We start from the raw sequence: 16,820 nt of genomic DNA, 5'->3' as shown, positions 1-16,820 counted from the left end.
TTCCTCCCGAATTCTCAACGCCCGCGCACCACCAGCGCATCCACGGCGATGCCGCCGTCGGGGCTTAGGATCACCGGGTTCACATCGATCTCCGCGACCTCCTCGCCGAGATCAGCGACGAGGCGTGAAACGCCGGCGACCAGGTCGCAATAAGCGTCGATATCGCAGGGCGGGTTGCCGCGCACGCCATCCAGCACCTTCCGCATGCGCAAGCCCTGAAGCGCCAGCCGCACCTCGGCGGGCGATACGGGGGCGATGCGCACCGCCACGTCGCTCATCACCTCCACCAGCGTGCCGCCAAAGCCGAAGATCACGAGCGGGCCGAATTGCGGGTCCCGCCGCGCGCCGACCAGCATCTCCACCCCACCCTTCACCATGGGCTGGATGGTGACGCCCGCGACGCCGGGCTCGCCTGCCGTGGCCTGGCGGATCGCCGCATAGGCCGCGGCGACCGCGTCCTCGTCGCGGAGATCTAGCTTGACCCCGCCGATATCGGATTTGTGGTGGATCGCCGCGGCCTCCACCTTGGCGACGACGGGAAAGCCGATCTCCCGCGCAGCGGCAACCGCCTCCTCGGCCGAGGTGCAGAGCCGGTCCGCCGCCACGGGAATGCCGTAGAGCGCCAGCAGGGATTTGGAATCCCGCTCGGTCAGCGCGGCACCACGTGCATGGGCGGCGAGCAGGCGCCGAGCCTCCGGCAATGCGGGATCCGGCGCATGGACCGGCCGCGCCTCCAGTACGCTGCGCAGCCGGTCATGGTGGAACCACAGCCGGTAGGCATTCATGCAGCGGTCGAGGGATCGGAAAACCGAGAGCGTCTGACTCGCATCGTAGATCGCGGAGCCGATGCCCTCGTACCACTCGTTCATCCAGACCAGGGTGAGCGGCCGGTCCAGCTTTCCGGCAAGCGCGCTCAGGCCTTCGGCGCGGGTGATCGCGGACGGGCCATGGGCGGAGGGCATCAGCACCGCCACGCTGGCGAAACCAGGATCGCGCGCGAAGATCTCCACGCATTCGCCGTAGAGCGCCTCGTCGCGGATCGATTCCGCGGTGATGTCGGCTGGGTTGGCGATGGTGGCGAAGCCCGGCAAGCGCTGGCGCAATGCCGTCTGGGTAGTCTCGCCCGGCTGCGGCATGGGAATGCCATGTTTCTCGGCCTTGTCCGCCGCCATGACGACGGAACCGCCGGAGCCCGAGAGGATGCCAACGCCCTGCGCCTGCGGCCGCCCAGCGCGGGAGAAGAACACCGCCGTCTCCAGCAGCCCCTCGAAGGCATCCACTTGGATGACGCCGGTGCGCTCGAACACCGCATTGTAGGTGGCGGCATCGCCCGCCAGCATCCCGGAGTGTGAGAGGGCGGCGCGCCCGCCCGCCTGGGTCACGCCGATCTTGCAGGCGATCACCGGCTTGCCGGCGTGGAACGCCTTCTCCAGCGCCGCCAGCAGCCGCGGCCCGGAAGGCACGCTCTCGAACAGGCAGGCGATCGCGGACGTCTCGGGGTCCTCCACCAGGAAGGAGATGAGGTCCGCAATATCCACGTCGCAGGAATTGCCGGTGGAGATCAGGCGCGAGAATCCGACGCCACGATGCATCGCCTGGAAAACCACATAGCCGAGCGCGCCGGACTGACCCAGCAGCGCGATGCCACCCGGCACGAGGGGCAGATGCTTCACGCTGGGCAGGATGTTGCACGCGGCGCCCGAATGCGTGGTGACGATGCCGGTGCAATTGGGGCCCATGATCCGCAGCCCCGTCTCCGCAGCCAGGGCCGTCAGCCGCGCCTGCATGGAGGCGCCCTCCGGCGTACCGGTCTCTGTGAAGCCCGAGGAGAAGATGATGGCACCCGGCACGCCGAGCGCTGCCGCTTCGCGCAGCACGGGCTCCACCTGCGGTGCGGGCACGGCGATCCCGAGGCAATCCGGAAGCCGAGGCAGGTCGCTCACCGATGCGTAACAAGGCAGGCCGGCGACCTCGCCGTAATTCGGATTGATGGGCAGGATGCCGCCATTGTAGTGCCGCACCAGGTTGGCCAGCACGTTGCCGCCGAAGGAGCCGGGTCGCGGCGAGGCACCGACGATCGCGATGGAGCCGGGGTCGAGCAGCGGCCGCAGCGCGGCCGCGGGGTAGAGACCGCGCTGGGCGGCGGGGGCGATGTGTCCGTCCACCGGTTCAGGTCCAGGAACGCTTGAGGGCACGGCCGCCATCGACCACCATGTCGCAGCCGGTGACGAAGTCTCCGGCCGGGGAGGCTAGGAAGGCGCAGGCCATCGCGATGTCGTCTGTCTCGCCGAAATGGCCGATTGCCATGCGGCCGAGTTCCTTCTCCGCCTCGCCGCGCGCCTCGTAGAGCTTGCGTAGCCCCTCGGTGCCCTCGATTGGGCCTGGCAGCACGTTGTTCACGCGGATGCCGTGCCCCCCCCATTCCACGGCGAGGGAACGGGTCAGTGCGGTAACGCCGGCCTTGGCGGAGGCGGCGTGCGCGGCGCCGGGCCAGCCGGAGTTCACCTGGGCGAGGGAGATGTTGATGATGCGCCCGCCGAAGCGGGAGGCCTTCAACGCCTGGAAGGCGTTGTGGCAGAAATTGAAGGTGCCGTTGAGGTCGATATCGACCACGGCGCGCCAGCCATTGGGCGTCATGTCCTCGAAGGGGCAGTTGAAATTACCGGCGGCGTTGTTCACCAGCACGTCGAGCGCGCCGAATTCCTCCACCACGCGCTCGATCACGGCACGCGTCGCGGCGTAGTCGCGCACATCGGCGGCGACGGCGAGCAGGCGCGCGCCGCTGGCGGCAAGGCGGCTCTCGGCCTCCGCCAGCTTCTCGGGCTGTCGTCCGGTAATAACGATGGTGGCGCCGAGCTCCGCGAAGGCTTCCGCGATACCGAGGCCGATGCCGCTGCTGCCGCCGGTGATCAGGGCGACGCGGCCGACCAGGGCATCGGGGCTGAAGACAGCGCGCTTCGGGTGGGCGAGGCGCGGCGGCGCCTCGGTGCTGGCACTCATTCTCGGTTTCCTCTCGAACACGCTGGGTCGCGGCTGCGTGGGGAGAAGTCCTACCGAGGTCGGGCAGCCCGGGGCCAATCCATTTGCGCTATGGGTTGATACGCAAATTGTCCGGAGGGCGTCGAGCGCGCCGCTCTGTCGCCGCGATCCGGCGTTTGATTGACCGCCTCCGGTAACCGCGAAGGCCACCGGATACGACCGCAACGGGCGCAAAGTGGACAACCCTCGTGCCGCCTTCACTGCGTTCTTTGGGGTCTATTCTGGTCCTTCCAGATTGCCGAAAACGGCTGGAGCAGTTCGGGCAGCGTCGCGGCACAGCTCGCTTTTCCGTCCATCAGCTGCTCCACCAGGTCCGGCGCCAACAGTGTCAGCCGCAGTAGGCTGCCCAGATATGCACGCTCGATCTTCTCTGCCGCTGCCATCTCGGAGATCGACGCATAGCGCCCTGCGTCCAGCAGCTTCTGATATCGGAATGCCCGAGCCAGCGCCTTTACCAGCGCCGGGTCAGCGCGGGTGGAGACAGTGGCCTCGTCGGCGTCCTGGATCGGCGTCACCACCGTCTTCCGCCCCGGCCGCCGCCGGATCTTCAGCGGCACCCGAACCGTGATGCTGGTGGCGGCCGTCATGCCGCGGCGCTCAGCGCGCTGGGCGCGATGGCGCCGAGATCCCGAACCAGGCCGGCCAGCCCCTCGACGCGCAGCCGGATGTCGGCGCCGGCCGGCCCGAGCACCACCCGCTCCACCAGCGCCCGCACGATCCGTGTCTGCTCCACCGGGAATAGCTCATCCCACAGCGGGTCGAGCCTATGCAGCGCATCCCGCGCCTCACGCTCGGTGAGGTCGGGCGCCTCACGTCGCGCCGCCAGCCACGTGCCGACCACGATCTCCGGCTGGCGCAGCAGGGCACGGACCTGGCTGATCACGACGCCTTCGATCTGCGCGGCCGATACGCGCCGCACGATGCCGTCATCCACGACCGTGTCGGCCTTCAGCACGCGCTGCGCGACGTAGTAGCAATAGCGCCGGCCGTTCTTCACCGCGTGCGTCGGCGATAGCGCCCTTCCGTCCACTCCAAAGATCAGCCCCTTCAAAAGCGCTGGCGCGTGCTGCCGGTTCAGCGCGGCGCGGCTGCGCGGGCTGACCTGCAGGATGGCGTGCGCCCGGTCCCACAGGTCGCGCGGCACGATGGCATCGTGTTCGCCGCGATAGATGTTGCCCTTGTGCGTGACCTCCCCGATATAGGTCCGCAGGTTCAGCGCCTTGTAGACGTCGCCTTTGCCCAGAAGTTTGCCGGACTTGCTGGCGACGCCCTCGGCTTGCAGGCGGCGGACCGCCTCCACGCCCGAGCCGGTTTCGACGAACAGTTCGAACACGCGCCGTACGCGCGGCGCCTCCGCGGCGTTGACGACCAGTTTCCGGTCGGCAACGTCGTAGCCAAGCGGCACCTTCCCGCCCATCCACATGCCGCGCGCCTTCGACGCGGCCACTTTGTCGCGGATGCGCTCGCCGATGATCTCCCTTTCATACTGCGCGAAGCTGAGCAGGATGTTCAGCGTCAGCCGGCCCATGCTGGTCGTCGTATTGAAGCTCTGCGTCACCGAGACGAAGGTCACGCCGTGCGCCTCCATGGCCTCCACCAGCTTCGCGAAATCCATCAGCGAGCGCGACAGGCGATCGATCTTATAGACCACGATGACGTCAACGAGGTCTCGCTCGATGTCCGCCAGGAGGCGCTTCAGTGCGGGGCGTTCCAGCGTGCCGCCGGAGAACCCGCCATCGTCATAACGGTCCCTGACCAGGATCCACCCTTCAGCACGCTGGCTGGTGATGTAGGCCTCGCAGGCCTCGCGCTGCGCATCAAGCGTGTTGAACTCCTTGTCGAGGCCCTCGTCGGTGCTCTTTCGCGTGTAGACTGCGCAGCGCAGCTTCTTCACGGAGGCCGGCATCGCCTCGCTGGTCGGTGCCTTCCGCCTCATGCGCCCGCCCTCCCCTTCAGCCCGAAGAAGGTCCAGCCATTCCAGCGTGTACCGGTGATGTGGCGCGCGACGGCGGAGAGCGATCGATACGGCCGGCCCTCATACTCGAAGTCATCGGCGCGCACGGTGACGACATGCTGCACGCCATCATGTTCACGGATCAGCCGCGTCCCCGTCAGCGGCCGACTGCCGGCGCGTATCCGGCGCAGCACCACCTTGTTGCACGGATCGCTTGGGCCTGCCGGGGCGGGGTAGGGTAAAGCGTCCAGCCTCCCACCGCTGCCCGAGGAAGCTACCTTGCCGTTCAAGGCCAACGCCGACCGTCGTCACCACATCCCGAAGCAGCGGCATCGGGTGACGAACCCGGCCGCCTACGACGCGGCGCTGCGCCAGCGGGGCAGCCTGACGGTGTGGTTCACCGAGGAGGCGATCGCGGCCTGGAAGGCCGAGCCTCGGACCACGCGAGGCGGACAGCCCCGCTACTCGGCTCTGGCGATCGCGACGGCGCTGACGTTGCGCGCCGTGTTCCGGCTGGCGCTACGCCAGACCGAAGGCCTGATCGGCTCCATCATCGCCCTGCTCGGGCTTGACCTGGCCGTGCCGGACCACACCACCCTGAGCCGCCGGGCCGAGACGCTGCAGGTGCCGCGGGCAAGGCCGCACCGTCGTGGCAGGCCTTTGCACCTTCTGGTGGACAGCACGGGGCTGAAGCTGTGCGGGGCGGGCGAGTGGCTGCTGGAGAAGCACGGCACCAAGACGCGCCGGGCCTGGCGCACCTTGCACATCGGCACGGACGCCGACACCGGCCACATCGTCGCGGCCACGCTGACCAGCAGCGACACCAGCGACGCGTCCCAGGTCGGCCCCTTGCTCGACCAGGTTGACGGCCCGGTCGCCTTGTTCACGGCTGATGGTGCTTACGATTGGGATAGCGGCTACGACGACGTCGCCGTGCGTCACCCCGAAGCTGTTGTGATCGTGCCGCCACGCGCCAATGCCGTGCCGAGCAGCACGGCAGACACCGCGCCGACGCAACGCGACCGCCATCTACAATCGATTGAGGAACGGGGCCGCATGGGCTGGCAGGCCGCCTCGGGCTACAACTGGCGCGCGCTGGTCGAGGCCGACGTCAGCCGGTTCAAGCGCGTGATTGGCGATGCTCTTCGTTCCCGCACAGACCGGCGTCGCGCGACCGAGGTGGCCATTGCCGTCGGTGCGCTGAACCGCATGCTGGACCTGGGACGCCCGGAGTACGTCCGGACCGCGTGAGACCAAGACAGGGAAGGGCATCGTCCGTCCGGCCCGCTGATCCGTGCAACAAGGTCGCGCCGAGGCAAACCCGTGCGGATCGGGCACCATCGCGGCCAGGGCTGTCGCGCCGATCGCCCCAATGCCAGGGATGCTGGCCAGTCGCCGAGCTGTCTCGTCCTCACGCGCATGGCGGACTATGCGGCTGTCGAGCCGCTCGATGCGTCCTTCCAAGGCCTCGATCTGCGCCACCAAATCGCCCAGAGCCTCGCGGGCCAGGTCAGGCAGCCGCGTATCATCACCGTCGCGGACCACCGCGATCAGCTCGGCGAGCTTGCACCCCTGCGCGGTCACGATGCCGTATTCGGTGAGGTGGGAGCGCAGTGCGTTGATGGTCTGGGTGCGCTGGCGCACTAGCATGTCGCGGACCTTCAGCTCCATTAGGCTGGCCTGCTGCGCCTCGGCTTTTTTCCGGCACAAAGCGCATGGTCGGGCGCGTCACAGCCTCACAGATCGCCTCGGTGTCCGCCGCATCGGTCTTGCCCCGCTTAACGTAGGGCTTCACGTAGGCCGGCGGCATAAGCCGGACCGTGTGACCGAGCCGGGTGAGCTCGCGCGCCCAATGGTGCGCTCTGCCGCAGGCCTCCATGCCGACCAGCGTGGGCGACAGGGCTGCGAAAAAGTCCAGCAGCGCTGACCGGCGCAGCTTGCGCCGCACCACTACCCCACCGGCCGCATTGACCCCATGCACCTGGAAAACGCTCTTGGCCAGGTCGAGGCCGATCGTCGTAATCTTCTCCACGGATGCCTCCTCTCCCTCGTGGTCAGGCTCAGCACCAACCACGCTATGGCACCTCGATGCCGCGGAGCAGGGGGCATCCACCCCACCATGCGACCCAGAGCTTGCCGCAGTCGCGGAAACCGCCAGATTCCAGACCGTTCACGCCGCCGACCTATGCAACACGACGATCCGCCTTGCCAGAATGGCATATTTCAGAAGACCCGCGCGTTGGGTTACCAGCGTTGGAGAAAGGGCTTAGGTACTTTCACGCACGATAAGCGTATAGCCGAGGTCATGCATTCGGGATGGCATGGCGGCAAGGTCGACCCGGATGCTCTGGCTGGCGCGCTCGAGCAGCATCTCCGCGGCTCGTGTCCCCATTTCCTCCGCCCTCATGTCAATGGTTGTGAGTGCGGGATACATCGAGCGGGCGATCTCAGCGTCATCGAAGCCAGCGACTGCAAGATCACGCGGAACGGAGAGGCCGCGCCGATGTGCCTCGAAAACCACACCGGCAGCGAGAATGTCGCTGGCGACACAGATGGCGTCGAGTTGTGGTCGCCGCTCCAACAAACGCGCCAGGGCAGCAGCTCCGCCCTCCATTAAAAAGTGCGTGGCCTCTTCGCAGGCTGCGGGATCATGTGGCAGCCCGGCTTCGGCCAACCCATCCAGATAGCCGCTAATCCGAGCCTGTGCCCGGATATTGTGCCTAGTCGATCCACCGATAAAGCCGATACGCCGGCGTCCGCGCGCGAGGAGATGGCGGACAACGTCTTGCGCGCCTTGCCGCTGCGGCACACAAACCGCATCGACGATGAACTCAGTCGCCGATTCAGCCCACATCTCGACGAGCGGAACGGCAGCCTGTTCCAGCATTGCGATCGTCTGAGGCGTGTGCCCGCCTGCGAACAACGCGATCCCATCCACGCGCCGGGACAGGAAGGCGCGCACTAAGGCTTCCTCCTGCAATGGGTCGTAGTGGCTGACGCCGAGCACGAACTGATACGACGCCCGGCGCAGGACATCCGACATGCTCTGCAGCGTCGGCGCGAAAGGCTGGCTGATAAGCGGAATGACCGCGGCGACGACCTGGGTACGAGATGAAGCCAGCCCACTCGCCACCAGGTTGGGCAGGTACCCCGTTTCCTCTAATGCAGCACGGACCTTGGCAAGGGTGGATGCGGCGACGGCCGGGGGAGTGCGGAGCGCGCGAGACACCGTCATGACCGAGACGCCGGCAAGGCGCGCGACATCCTCCATACGCAACACAGGCACACCGTTTGGCTTGGATGCCACAGTGTCCTCGATCCCTCCTTTCTGAGGCTTCCTGCGCCTTCGTTGTCTCAGCATAGAATTCATTCCGCCCTGCCTGATGGCCGGCCTAGTTTACCATAGACACCCGACCCGCCACCCCGGTTGCGAGATAAGGGTTGCACAGCTTTTGGTGATAGCGCTAACCTGATGCCGTTAGCGCTATCACTGCGGCCGGCTCAGGAGCAGTACCCAGCCGCCAACGTTGAGAAAGGGGCCAAAGAGCCCGAGGAAGCGCCGATGCAAGCAGATCCACAATGCACTGGCTCGGTAGATCTGCCCGGATCCAACGCCTATGTAGCCGCAGAGCATGGCGTGATCAGCCTGACGAGGGCGGCGGCCATCGACCATGCCGCCACCGGCATCCGCGTGAACGCGGATCGCCCAGACGCCAATAGTCGCCGAAGCGATGACTATACGATGATGGAAGTGCGGCAGGACGTCCGCGACCACTTTAACCACCGTCTCGGTGAGAAGGCCCAGAGAATGGTCTGGGCGCATCCTGACCTGACAAGTGGGGACGAGAACGACCGCATTCGCATCATGGTCTCCTCGGCCGGCAGCCTGCCTATTAGTTGGGATCGCCTCAAATAACGGGAGTGAAGTAATGGAGGTCAGGAACACTGCGCGCCGGACACTGCTCGGCACGGCCGCGCTCGCGGGTGCGGCGGCGGTCCTGCGGGAACGTCCTGCGCAGGCGCAGTCGATTGATGCGGCGAAGCCGAAGCTGCGCCTCGGCATCATCACTGACCTCTCCGGCCCCTATGCGGATCTGAGCCGTCCTGCGGAGGCCTGCGCGCGTCAGGCCTTGGAGGATTTCGGCGTTTCGGGGCGTGGGTGGGACGTCGATATCCTGGTCGCCGACCATCAGAACAAGACAGATATCGCCGCCGCCACGGCGCGCCGCTGGTTTGATCAGGAAGGCGTCGACGCACTGGTTGACGTTTCAACTTCGGCAACAGCCCTCGCGGTTAACGGGTTGGCACGTGAGAAGAACAAGGTCTTCCTGGCGACCGAGCCAGGAACCAGCGAGCTGACCGGCGCGTCCTGCAGCCCGAATACAATCCATTGGGTCTGGGACACCGCGATGCTCGCGCGGTCACTGGGCTCGACAGTGCTGGCACAAGGCGGCGACAGTTGGTTCTTCCTCGGCGCCGACTACGCCTTCGGGCACCAGATGGTGCGGGACACCACGGCGGTGGTGCAGGCTCGCGGCGGCAAAATCGCCGGCAGTGTGTTCCATCCATTCCCGGGCACTTCGGATTTCTCGGCCTTTCTGCTGCGCGCCCAATCTTCGCGTGCCAAGGTCCTGAGCCTCTGCAATTCGGGCGCGGACCTCATCAACACCGTGAAGCAGGCACGCGAGTTCGGCGTGAATCGCAGCATGAGGATCGTGGGCATGATCACCTACGATACCGTTATCCACTCGCTCGGGCTGGAAACGGCGCAAGGCATGCAGATCGCCGCTACCTACTATTGGGACCTGAATGACCGGACACGTGCCTGGCAAGCGCGCGTGCAGCCCAAGACGCCCACATTGTACCCCAACATGGGCACTGCTGGCATCTACTCCGCCGTGACGCATTACCTCAAGACCGCAGCAGACATGGGCATCGCAGAGGCGAAGCGGGACGGCCGGGCGACTATTGCACGTATGAAGTCAATGCCGACCGATGATGACTGCTTTGGCATGGGCACCATACGTGAAGATGGCCGCAAGATGCATCCGGTCTACATCCTGGAAGCGAAGAAGCCGTTCGAGAGCAAGCATTCCTGGGACCTGCTGAAGACCGTCGCTACAGTCTCGCCGGAGGACGCTTTCCGTCCGCTGAACGAAGGTGGCTGCCCGCTGCTGCGCGGATAACAAAAAAATAGGAGGAGAATGCCCATGGATTTCAGCGGCAAGGTCGCACTGGTGACCGGCGGAGCCGGCGGCATAGGACGGGCTGCCTCCCTGGGTTTCGCGCAGGGCGGTGCACGTGTGGCCGTGGTCGACCGTGATGCAGTCGGCGGCGAGGAGACCGCACGGCTCGTGCGTGCAGCCGGGAGCGAGGCCTGCTTCGTGCAGGCCGACGTCACCAAATCCGCCGATGTCCAGGGCTATGTGAAGGCGACGCTGGACGCGTATGGCACCATCGACTGCTTTTTCAACAATGCCGGCATCGAGGGCAAGATCGCGCTGACTGGCGACTATGAGGAAGATGTTTTCGACGCGGTCATCGCGGTCAACCTGAAGGGTGTTTTCCTGGGCCTTCGGCACGTAATTCCAGTCATGCTCCGGCAGCAGGGCGGCGCCATCGTGAACACCGCCTCAACGGCCGGGATTGCCGGGTCGCCGGGTCTTTCCGGCTACGTCGCTTCGAAGCATGGCGTGATTGGGTTGACCCGAACCGCCGCCAGTGAATACGGCCGCAACGGCATCCGGGTAAATGCCGTGTGTCCTGGACCGACGGACACGCGAATGATCCATTCGCTGGAGGCGCAGACCAGCACCGAGGGAAGCAACAGCGTGCGAGAACGGTATCAGTCCACGATTCCCATCGGCCGCTACTCCACGCCCGAGGAGATAGCAAACTTGGTGCTATTCCTCAGCTCCGAGCTCGCCGGCAGCATCACCGGCGGGCAGTACCTCATTGATGGTGGGCGTGGCGCCAGTCCGAGCGCTTTGCGCACCATTGCCGCCGGATAGCATCCGGCACAGCCAAGGACACGCGTTGCGGAGGCTGCTCACAGAGGCGGCCCTCACAGGGGGAAAATATTCGATCATGTATGACCATGTGATCGCACGGCGACGCGTGCTGCTGGCCGGCGCTGCGGCCAGCGTTGCGCTCGCGGCGCCCGCCCTAGCGCAACCAGCCTGGCCAAACCGACCAATCCGGATGATGGTTGGCTTCGCGCCGGGCGGACCGACCGACGTGCTATCCCGCATGCTAGCGCCGGGCATGGCCGAAATACTTGGCGTTCCCGTTGTGGTTGACAATCGGCCCGGCGCGAATGGCAATCTCGCCATGGATTTCGTTGCTCGCTCGACCGACAGCCATACCCTGACGCTGGTCAATGTCGGGCAGGTCGCCATCAACCCGCATACCTACACAACCATGCCGGTCGACCCGCTCAAGGATCTGGTGCCAGTCGCCACCGCCATCACCGGCGATTTGCTACTGGTTGCACATCCGAAGCTCGGCGTGACCACCCTGACCGAGCTGATTGCTTTGCTAAAGGCGAATCCTGGCAAGTTCAGTTATGCCAGCACAGGTTCGGGCGGCATCACCCATGTCGTGATGGAGTTGTTTAAGAATGCGACCGGCATCGAGATCGAGGCGGTGCATTATCGCGGCGCTGGGCCAGCGAGCCAGGACATGCTGGCTGGGACCACCCATCTTATCATCGATGCACTTTCGATGTACGAGCAGACTGTGCGCGACGGGCGACTCAAAGGCATTGCGGTACTGTCGGCGCAGCGGTCACCGATTCTTCCCGACGTGCCGACGATGGTAGAGTCCGGCTTCGGCGACTTCGTCTATCCGAACTGGTTTGGCTTGCTGGTGCCGCGGGGGACGCCGCCAGCGGTGATCGAGCGCCTCGCCGACGCCAATCGCCGGGCACAGCAGAGCCCGCAGCTGCGTGAGCGCTTGCAGGATATTGGGTGGGTCGCGGCGGCGGATACGCCGGAGCATTTCACCTCCCGCATCATGCACGACTACCGTGTCTACCGCGAAATCGTGCGAGCGAAGAATATCCGAGCCGATTGACCCCGTCCGGCCGTCCGGAAACGGGCGGCTGCCATTGCCTGACACCGGGAGGCAGCACAAATGGTCCCCTCTACGACACGCCGTGCCATTGTTGCCGTTATGGCTGGCCTCTCCACGTCGCCAGTGGTGCCCAGCAGTGCCCAGGCGCCAACGGTGATCCGGCTCGGCGTTCTCTCGGACTTCTCAGGGCCTTATCGCGACTGGTCGGGCCCCACCACGCTCGCCTGCGTGCAACAGGCGGTGGAGGAGATGCGTGTGCTGCGGCCAGAACTGCGCGTCGAGGTCCTCCAGGCCGACCACCAGAACAAGCCAGATGTGGGCGTTAACACCGCACGGGAATGGTTTGATCGGCGTGGCGTGGATGCCATTGTAGATGTAAACAACTCCGCCGTTGGTCTAGCCGTGAGCAGTGGGGCGCGAGAGAAGAACAAAGTCTTCCTGGCATCCGTCGCCTCGACCGCCGCCCTCACTGGGGCGCAGTGCTCGCCTAACACGGTGCATTGGACCTACGACACCTACATGCTTGCCAAGTCTACCAGCCAAGCCATGGTGCGGAATGGCGGCGACAGCTGGTTTTTCATCACCGCTGATTACGCGTTCGGGCACCAAATCGAACGTGACGCCACGCAATTCGTTCGGCAGGCTGGCGGCCGGGTGCTGGGTGCGGTGCGCTATCCTTTCCCGCAGACGACGGATTTCTCCTCGCAGATGCTGCAGGCCCAGGCCAGCGGCGCCAAGGTTCTAGCCCTGGCGAATGCTGGCAGCGACACGGTGAACTGCGTGAAGCAAGCGCAGGAATTCGGCCTGGGCCGGCGCGGCATCCGCGTTGCGTTGATGCTGGCCTATCTAACCGACATCCACACCATGGGGCTGCAGACCGCTCAGGGCCTCGTGCTGGCGGAAAGCTTCTACTGGGACCTGAACGATCGCACCCGCGCCTTCATGGATCGGGTGCGTGGCAGGCTGGCCGGCAACAGCCTCAACCAAATGAACGCCGGCGGCTACGCCGCCACGCTGCATTACCTGAAAGCGGTCGCCGACATGGACGCGGTCCGGGCCAAGGCCAGCGGCCTGGAGACGGTGCTGCGGATGAAGGCGATGCCGACCGATGACGACTGCTTCGGCCCCGGCAGCATCCGCGCCGATGGCCGTAAGCTGCATCCGGCTTATCTGTTTGAGGTGAAAAAGCCCGAGGAATCCAAGGCACCCTTTGACTACTACAAACTTGTCGGCACCACCCCGGCCGAGGAGGCCTTCCGGCCCATGGCCGAAGGCGGCTGTCCGCTGGTTTGATCATCGTCCCGAGGAGAACTGTCCCGCCATGCCCGACGTGAACCCCGCTCCTGCCGCCCGCGAGTACGACGCCCTCGTCATAGGCGCCGGTTTTTCTGGCCTCTACCAGCTACTGTGCCTGCGTGACCGGCTTGGGCTGAATGTACAGGTGCTGGAAGCCGGCGATGGCGTGGGCGGCACCTGGTACTGGAACCGCTACCCCGGCGCCCGCTGCGACTCCGAAAGCCATGCTTATAACTACACATTTTCGAAGGAGCTCTTTGAGGAGTGGGAATGGACCGAGCGCTATCCGGACCATGCGGAAATCCGTCGCTACCTGAACCATGTGGCCGACCGGTTCGACCTGAAGAAGGACATCCGCTTCGGCACCCGCGTGGTCGGCGCCCGCTACGACGAGGCAGCCAATCGCTGGGCGGTGACCACCGAGGCGGGAGAGACGCTGGCAGCGCAGTTTCTGATTACCGCGGTTGGCTGCCTTTCCACCGCCAATGTGCCGAAGTTTCCAGGCCTCGAGGAATTCGGTGGCGATTGGTACCACACCGGGCAATGGCCGCATGAAGGCGTAGATTTCACCGGCAAGCGCGTTGGCCTGATCGGCACCGGCTCCACCGGCATCCAGGCGACACCAGTCATCGCTGAAACGGCAGCGCACCTCACCGTGTTCCAGCGAACCGCCAACTACAGCGTGCCGGCTCATAACGCGCCGCTGACGCCGGAATTCAAGGCCTGGGTGAAAGAGAACCATGCCGAGATACGCCGAATCATGCACAGCAACACCAATGGCCAAGCCTTCTTTATCGAGGATCGCTCGGCCTGGGACGTGACGCCGGAGCAGCGCCAAGCGTTGTACGAAGCCGCTTGGGCCAAGGGCGGGCTGCAGTTCCGCGCCGTCTTCCGCGATATGTTGTTGGACAAGGCGGCGAACGAGACCGCGGCCGAGTTCCTGAAAAACAAGATCCGCTCCATCGTGAAGGACCCGGCGACTGCTGCGCTGCTGGCTGATATCGACCATCCCTATGCCGCCAAGCGGCCGCCGATCGACACCGACTATTTCGCCACCTTCAACCGCGACAACGTCACCCTGGTCGATGTCCGCCGGGCTCCAATCGAGGCGATCACGCCGACTGGACTCCGCACCCGCGACGCGGAATATCCACTCGACATCATCGTCTTTGCCACCGGCTACGATGCGATGACCGGCCCGCTGCTGAAGCTGAACATCGAAGGTCGCAGTGGCCTGCCGCTGGCCAAGGCTTGGGAGGCCGGCCCGCGCAGCTACCTCGGCTTGCAGGTGGCGGGCTTTCCCAACCTCTTCACCATTACCGGGCCGGGCAGCCCTTCGGTGCTGTGCAACATGCCCGTAGCCATCGAGCAGCATGTTGAGTGGATTACTGACTGCATTGCGCACATGCGCAAGCGCGGACTTGCACGTATTGAGGCGCAGACCGACGCCGCAGAAAAATGGGTTGAGCAGGTCAATGACGCCGCCAATGCGACCTTGCTGCCGCAGGCGGCGAGTTCTTGGTATCTTGGAGCGAACGTACCGGGAAAGCCGCGGATCTTCATGCCGTACGCCGGTGGCATGGCGCGCTATCGCGAGATCTGCACCAATGTCGCGGCGAGGAACTACGACGGTTTCGCTCTGAGTGACTGAGCCTCCGTTTAATGCGCCCTGCCGCAAGAGGCGCCTGAAAGCTCGAGGGATGACGATGGTAGCCACACACCATACTCGCCGAGCCCTGTTGGGTTCGGCGGTCACTGCCGGTACCCTAACAAACTTACGCTCTGACCAGACGGCGTCAACCAGCGCGCCCGTTGGTAGCGCACCACCTCAGGCGTAAGGGTCAGCTCGCGCACCAGGATGTCCTGGTAGCCCCTTAACCGTGAGCCCGCGGGCGGCGCGACCTTCACCACCGCCTCGGCGGTCACCGTCTCGCGGTCGCGCTTGGCACCCCAGTGCCGGCGTGGCCGTTTGCCACCCTTGATCGACCCGGCGCCGCCGGTCGCCTGCTCCATCCCGGATGGCCGGGTCGGTGGCCGCGGCGGCAAGCTATCGCAAGGCCGCAAAAAGATGAAGACTTACGAGACCACGTGCTTCGCTGAGCCTGCCTCGCGGGTTGGCAGGGCCCAGCCAATTGCCTCGTTTCCGCTACGGGATCGGCCGGCAATCAAATGGCAGCCACCCTCGGCCAGGGGCCGGAAGGCCTCCTCAGTCCCGGTCGTAGCCATCAATTCGTAGTAGTCCCAAGGACCGCGGCTGGCTTCCGGTGTCTTGACGCGAAACAGATAGACCGGGTGGAGCTTGCGGCCATCCTGACGGATCCGGAGGGGGCCAAAGACATCGTCATCGGTTGGCATCGCCTGCATGCGGGCGACGGTCGCAGCGCCGTTGCGCTTTGCCTCGGCCACGCCCATATCCGCCGCGGCCTTCAGGTAATGCAGCGTGACTGAATAGCAGCCGGCTTGGCTCATGTTGGGCCGCTGCCCACCGGTCTTTGGCAGGACCCGCTGGGTGAAGCTGCGGGTGCGCTCGTTTAGGTCCCAGTAGAAGCTCTCCGTCAGCATCAGGCCCCGGGCGGTGGGCAGGCCGATAGCGTGAACGTCGTTGATGTAGAGCAGCAGCGCCGCGAGTCGCTGCCCACTGCGTACGATGTCGAACTCCGCCGCCTGCTTGATGGTGTTGACCGCATCCTCGCCGGCATGAGCCAGGCCGATTACCTTGGCCCGGCTCGCCTGTGCCTGCAGCAGGTAGGAGGAGTAATCCGTGGTGCCCGGTGCCGGATGTGCAGCGCGGCTCAGCACCCGGCCACCGGCCTTGCGCACCGCATTTGCCGTGTCTCGCTCCAGCGCATGGCCGAAGGCGAAGTTAGCGACGATGAAGAACCAGCTATCGCCGCCGGTGCGGACCACGGCATTGCCGGTGCAATTTGCAAGCATCCAGGTGTCATAGGTCCAGTGTATGCCGTTCGGCGAGCAGACCCGGCCAGTGAGGTCCGCTGTGGCGGCGGAGGAGTTGACTTCCACCGCCACGCCGCGGGACGTGGCACCGAATTCCTCGATCGCCTGGCGGACACAGGCGATCGAAGTGGCGCCGGTGCCACCGCTGTATGGGCCTGACTGGTCGCGTAACACGCCGATGCGAAGCGGTGGCGTGCTGCCGAACTGGGCGCGAGCTCCGGCCAAAGGCAGGACCGTGGTCGCACCGACGGTACCGAGCAACTGACGACGCAACAAATTCATGGCGTTTCCTCCTGTAAATAGGTGCTGGATCAGGACCCCTGTCGGAAGCGGCCACAAGAAGCTGAACTGAATGCTGAACTGGGCGAGTGGGTAGGGTCCCAATTGGCGCTGATTGGAAGCTCACCTTACGCTGCTTTTCTCGAGTTTCATCAAAGCTGTAAGCTGAATCCCGCAGGGGTCCCAGTTCGACGCTTATTCACCCACGCCACCGACCGGCTCA

At 65.3% G+C, this 16,820-nt stretch carries 14 protein-coding genes and 2 pseudogenes; 7 read left to right on the top strand and 9 right to left on the bottom strand.

Annotated elements, in window-relative coordinates:
* Positions 1-14: 14 nt before the first annotated feature.
* The 5 genes and pseudogenes from HJG45_RS26980 to HJG45_RS26960 all read right to left on the bottom strand — a co-directional run.
* Positions 15-2,165: an acetate--CoA ligase family protein gene (locus tag HJG45_RS26980; RefSeq protein ID WP_171616957.1), complete on the bottom strand. Its 2,151-nt coding sequence runs from the start codon at positions 2,163-2,165 to the stop codon at positions 15-17.
* Positions 2,166-2,169: 4 nt separating this feature from the next.
* Positions 2,170-3,000, bottom strand: a complete 831-nt coding sequence (locus HJG45_RS26975) for an SDR family oxidoreductase (RefSeq protein ID WP_171616955.1) — start codon at positions 2,998-3,000, stop codon at positions 2,170-2,172.
* A 236-nt stretch (positions 3,001-3,236) separates the two neighbouring features.
* Positions 3,237-3,626, bottom strand: coding sequence for a hypothetical protein (locus HJG45_RS26970; RefSeq protein WP_171616953.1), 390 nt, complete (start codon positions 3,624-3,626; stop codon positions 3,237-3,239).
* Positions 3,623-4,975, bottom strand: coding sequence for a recombinase family protein (locus HJG45_RS26965; RefSeq protein WP_171616951.1), 1,353 nt, complete (start codon positions 4,973-4,975; stop codon positions 3,623-3,625). Before HJG45_RS26965 ends, HJG45_RS26970 begins: the two co-directional genes overlap by 4 nt.
* A pseudogene (locus HJG45_RS26960) lies at positions 4,972-5,160 on the bottom strand (DUF2924 domain-containing protein); the annotation flags it as partial. The gene HJG45_RS26965 and the pseudogene HJG45_RS26960, both read right to left, overlap by 4 nt.
* A gap of 112 nt (positions 5,161-5,272) precedes the next feature.
* Between HJG45_RS26960 and HJG45_RS26955 the strand changes: the two are divergent.
* Complete coding sequence (locus tag HJG45_RS26955; RefSeq protein WP_171616949.1) at positions 5,273-6,244, top strand: IS5 family transposase; 972 nt, start codon at positions 5,273-5,275, stop codon at positions 6,242-6,244.
* Between the two features lie 54 nt (positions 6,245-6,298).
* Here the strand turns inward: HJG45_RS26955 and HJG45_RS26945 are convergent.
* Together HJG45_RS26945 and HJG45_RS26940 are read right to left on the bottom strand one after the other, a co-directional pair.
* Positions 6,299-7,025, bottom strand: a pseudogene (locus tag HJG45_RS26945) (IS110 family transposase); the annotation flags it as partial.
* Between the two features lie 234 nt (positions 7,026-7,259).
* On the bottom strand, positions 7,260-8,264 hold the full coding sequence (locus tag HJG45_RS26940; protein ID WP_171616946.1) for a LacI family DNA-binding transcriptional regulator: 1,005 nt from the start codon (positions 8,262-8,264) through the stop codon (positions 7,260-7,262).
* Between the two features lie 291 nt (positions 8,265-8,555).
* Here HJG45_RS26940 and HJG45_RS26935 point away from each other — a divergent pair, with 291 nt between their 5' ends.
* The 6 genes from HJG45_RS26935 to HJG45_RS26910 all read left to right on the top strand — a co-directional run bounded on the left by HJG45_RS26935 (position 8,556) and on the right by HJG45_RS26910 (position 15,014).
* A complete protein-coding gene (locus HJG45_RS26935; RefSeq protein ID WP_254452830.1) occupies positions 8,556-8,909 on the top strand; it encodes an SDR family oxidoreductase in 354 nt (117 codons plus the stop codon).
* Positions 8,910-8,922: 13 nt separating this feature from the next.
* Positions 8,923-10,179 (top strand): ABC transporter substrate-binding protein, encoded by a 1,257-nt coding sequence (locus HJG45_RS26930; RefSeq protein ID WP_171616942.1) that lies wholly within the window; start codon positions 8,923-8,925, stop codon positions 10,177-10,179.
* 24 nt (positions 10,180-10,203) lie between these two features.
* Positions 10,204-11,004 carry a glucose 1-dehydrogenase gene (locus HJG45_RS26925; protein WP_217363056.1) on the top strand — a complete coding sequence of 267 codons (801 nt, stop codon included), beginning with the start codon at positions 10,204-10,206 and terminating at the stop codon, positions 11,002-11,004.
* Positions 11,005-11,080: 76 nt separating this feature from the next.
* The gene (locus tag HJG45_RS26920) at positions 11,081-12,067 is read left to right on the top strand and encodes a tripartite tricarboxylate transporter substrate binding protein (protein ID WP_171616938.1); all 987 of its coding nucleotides are present in this window, start codon (positions 11,081-11,083) and stop codon (positions 12,065-12,067) included.
* A 153-nt stretch (positions 12,068-12,220) separates the two neighbouring features.
* Complete coding sequence (locus HJG45_RS26915; RefSeq protein WP_368040686.1) at positions 12,221-13,360, top strand: ABC transporter substrate-binding protein; 1,140 nt, start codon at positions 12,221-12,223, stop codon at positions 13,358-13,360.
* 28 nt (positions 13,361-13,388) lie between these two features.
* Entirely contained in the window at positions 13,389-15,014 is a 1,626-nt protein-coding gene (locus HJG45_RS26910; RefSeq protein WP_171616934.1) for an NAD(P)/FAD-dependent oxidoreductase, read from the top strand.
* A 101-nt stretch (positions 15,015-15,115) separates the two neighbouring features.
* On the opposite strand, the gene HJG45_RS26905 is transcribed toward HJG45_RS26910, so the two are convergent.
* On the bottom strand, positions 15,116-15,376 hold the full coding sequence (locus HJG45_RS26905) for a hypothetical protein (protein WP_171616932.1): 261 nt from the start codon (positions 15,374-15,376) through the stop codon (positions 15,116-15,118).
* A 63-nt stretch (positions 15,377-15,439) separates the two neighbouring features.
* Positions 15,440-16,600, bottom strand: coding sequence for an ABC transporter substrate-binding protein (locus tag HJG45_RS26900; RefSeq protein WP_171616930.1), 1,161 nt, complete (start codon positions 16,598-16,600; stop codon positions 15,440-15,442).
* Positions 16,601-16,820: the final 220 nt, after the last annotated feature.

Source organism: Roseicella sp. DB1501, assembly GCF_013112485.1.
Classification (GTDB): Bacteria; Pseudomonadota; Alphaproteobacteria; order Acetobacterales; family Acetobacteraceae; genus Paracraurococcus.
Note: the sequence above shows the minus strand (reverse complement) of the source record. Positions and strands in the feature narration are given on the sequence as shown.

Coding starts and splice junctions, on each gene's coding strand:
- HJG45_RS26970 (WP_171616953.1), bottom strand. CDS start 3,626: ATGACGGCCGCCACCAGCATCACGGTTCGGGTGCCGCTGAAGATCCGG.
- HJG45_RS26965 (WP_171616951.1), bottom strand. CDS start 4,975: ATGAGGCGGAAGGCACCGACCAGCGAGGCGATGCCGGCCTCCGTGAAG.
- HJG45_RS26930 (WP_171616942.1), top strand. CDS start 8,923: ATGGAGGTCAGGAACACTGCGCGCCGGACACTGCTCGGCACGGCCGCG.
- HJG45_RS26910 (WP_171616934.1), top strand. CDS start 13,389: ATGCCCGACGTGAACCCCGCTCCTGCCGCCCGCGAGTACGACGCCCTC.
- HJG45_RS26905 (WP_171616932.1), bottom strand. CDS start 15,376: ATGGAGCAGGCGACCGGCGGCGCCGGGTCGATCAAGGGTGGCAAACGG.
- HJG45_RS26925 (WP_217363056.1), top strand. CDS start 10,204: ATGGATTTCAGCGGCAAGGTCGCACTGGTGACCGGCGGAGCCGGCGGC.
- HJG45_RS26900 (WP_171616930.1), bottom strand. CDS start 16,600: ATGAATTTGTTGCGTCGTCAGTTGCTCGGTACCGTCGGTGCGACCACG.
- HJG45_RS26935 (WP_254452830.1), top strand. CDS start 8,556: ATGCAAGCAGATCCACAATGCACTGGCTCGGTAGATCTGCCCGGATCC.
- HJG45_RS26940 (WP_171616946.1), bottom strand. CDS start 8,264: ATGGAGGATGTCGCGCGCCTTGCCGGCGTCTCGGTCATGACGGTGTCT.
- HJG45_RS26920 (WP_171616938.1), top strand. CDS start 11,081: ATGTATGACCATGTGATCGCACGGCGACGCGTGCTGCTGGCCGGCGCT.
- HJG45_RS26975 (WP_171616955.1), bottom strand. CDS start 3,000: ATGAGTGCCAGCACCGAGGCGCCGCCGCGCCTCGCCCACCCGAAGCGC.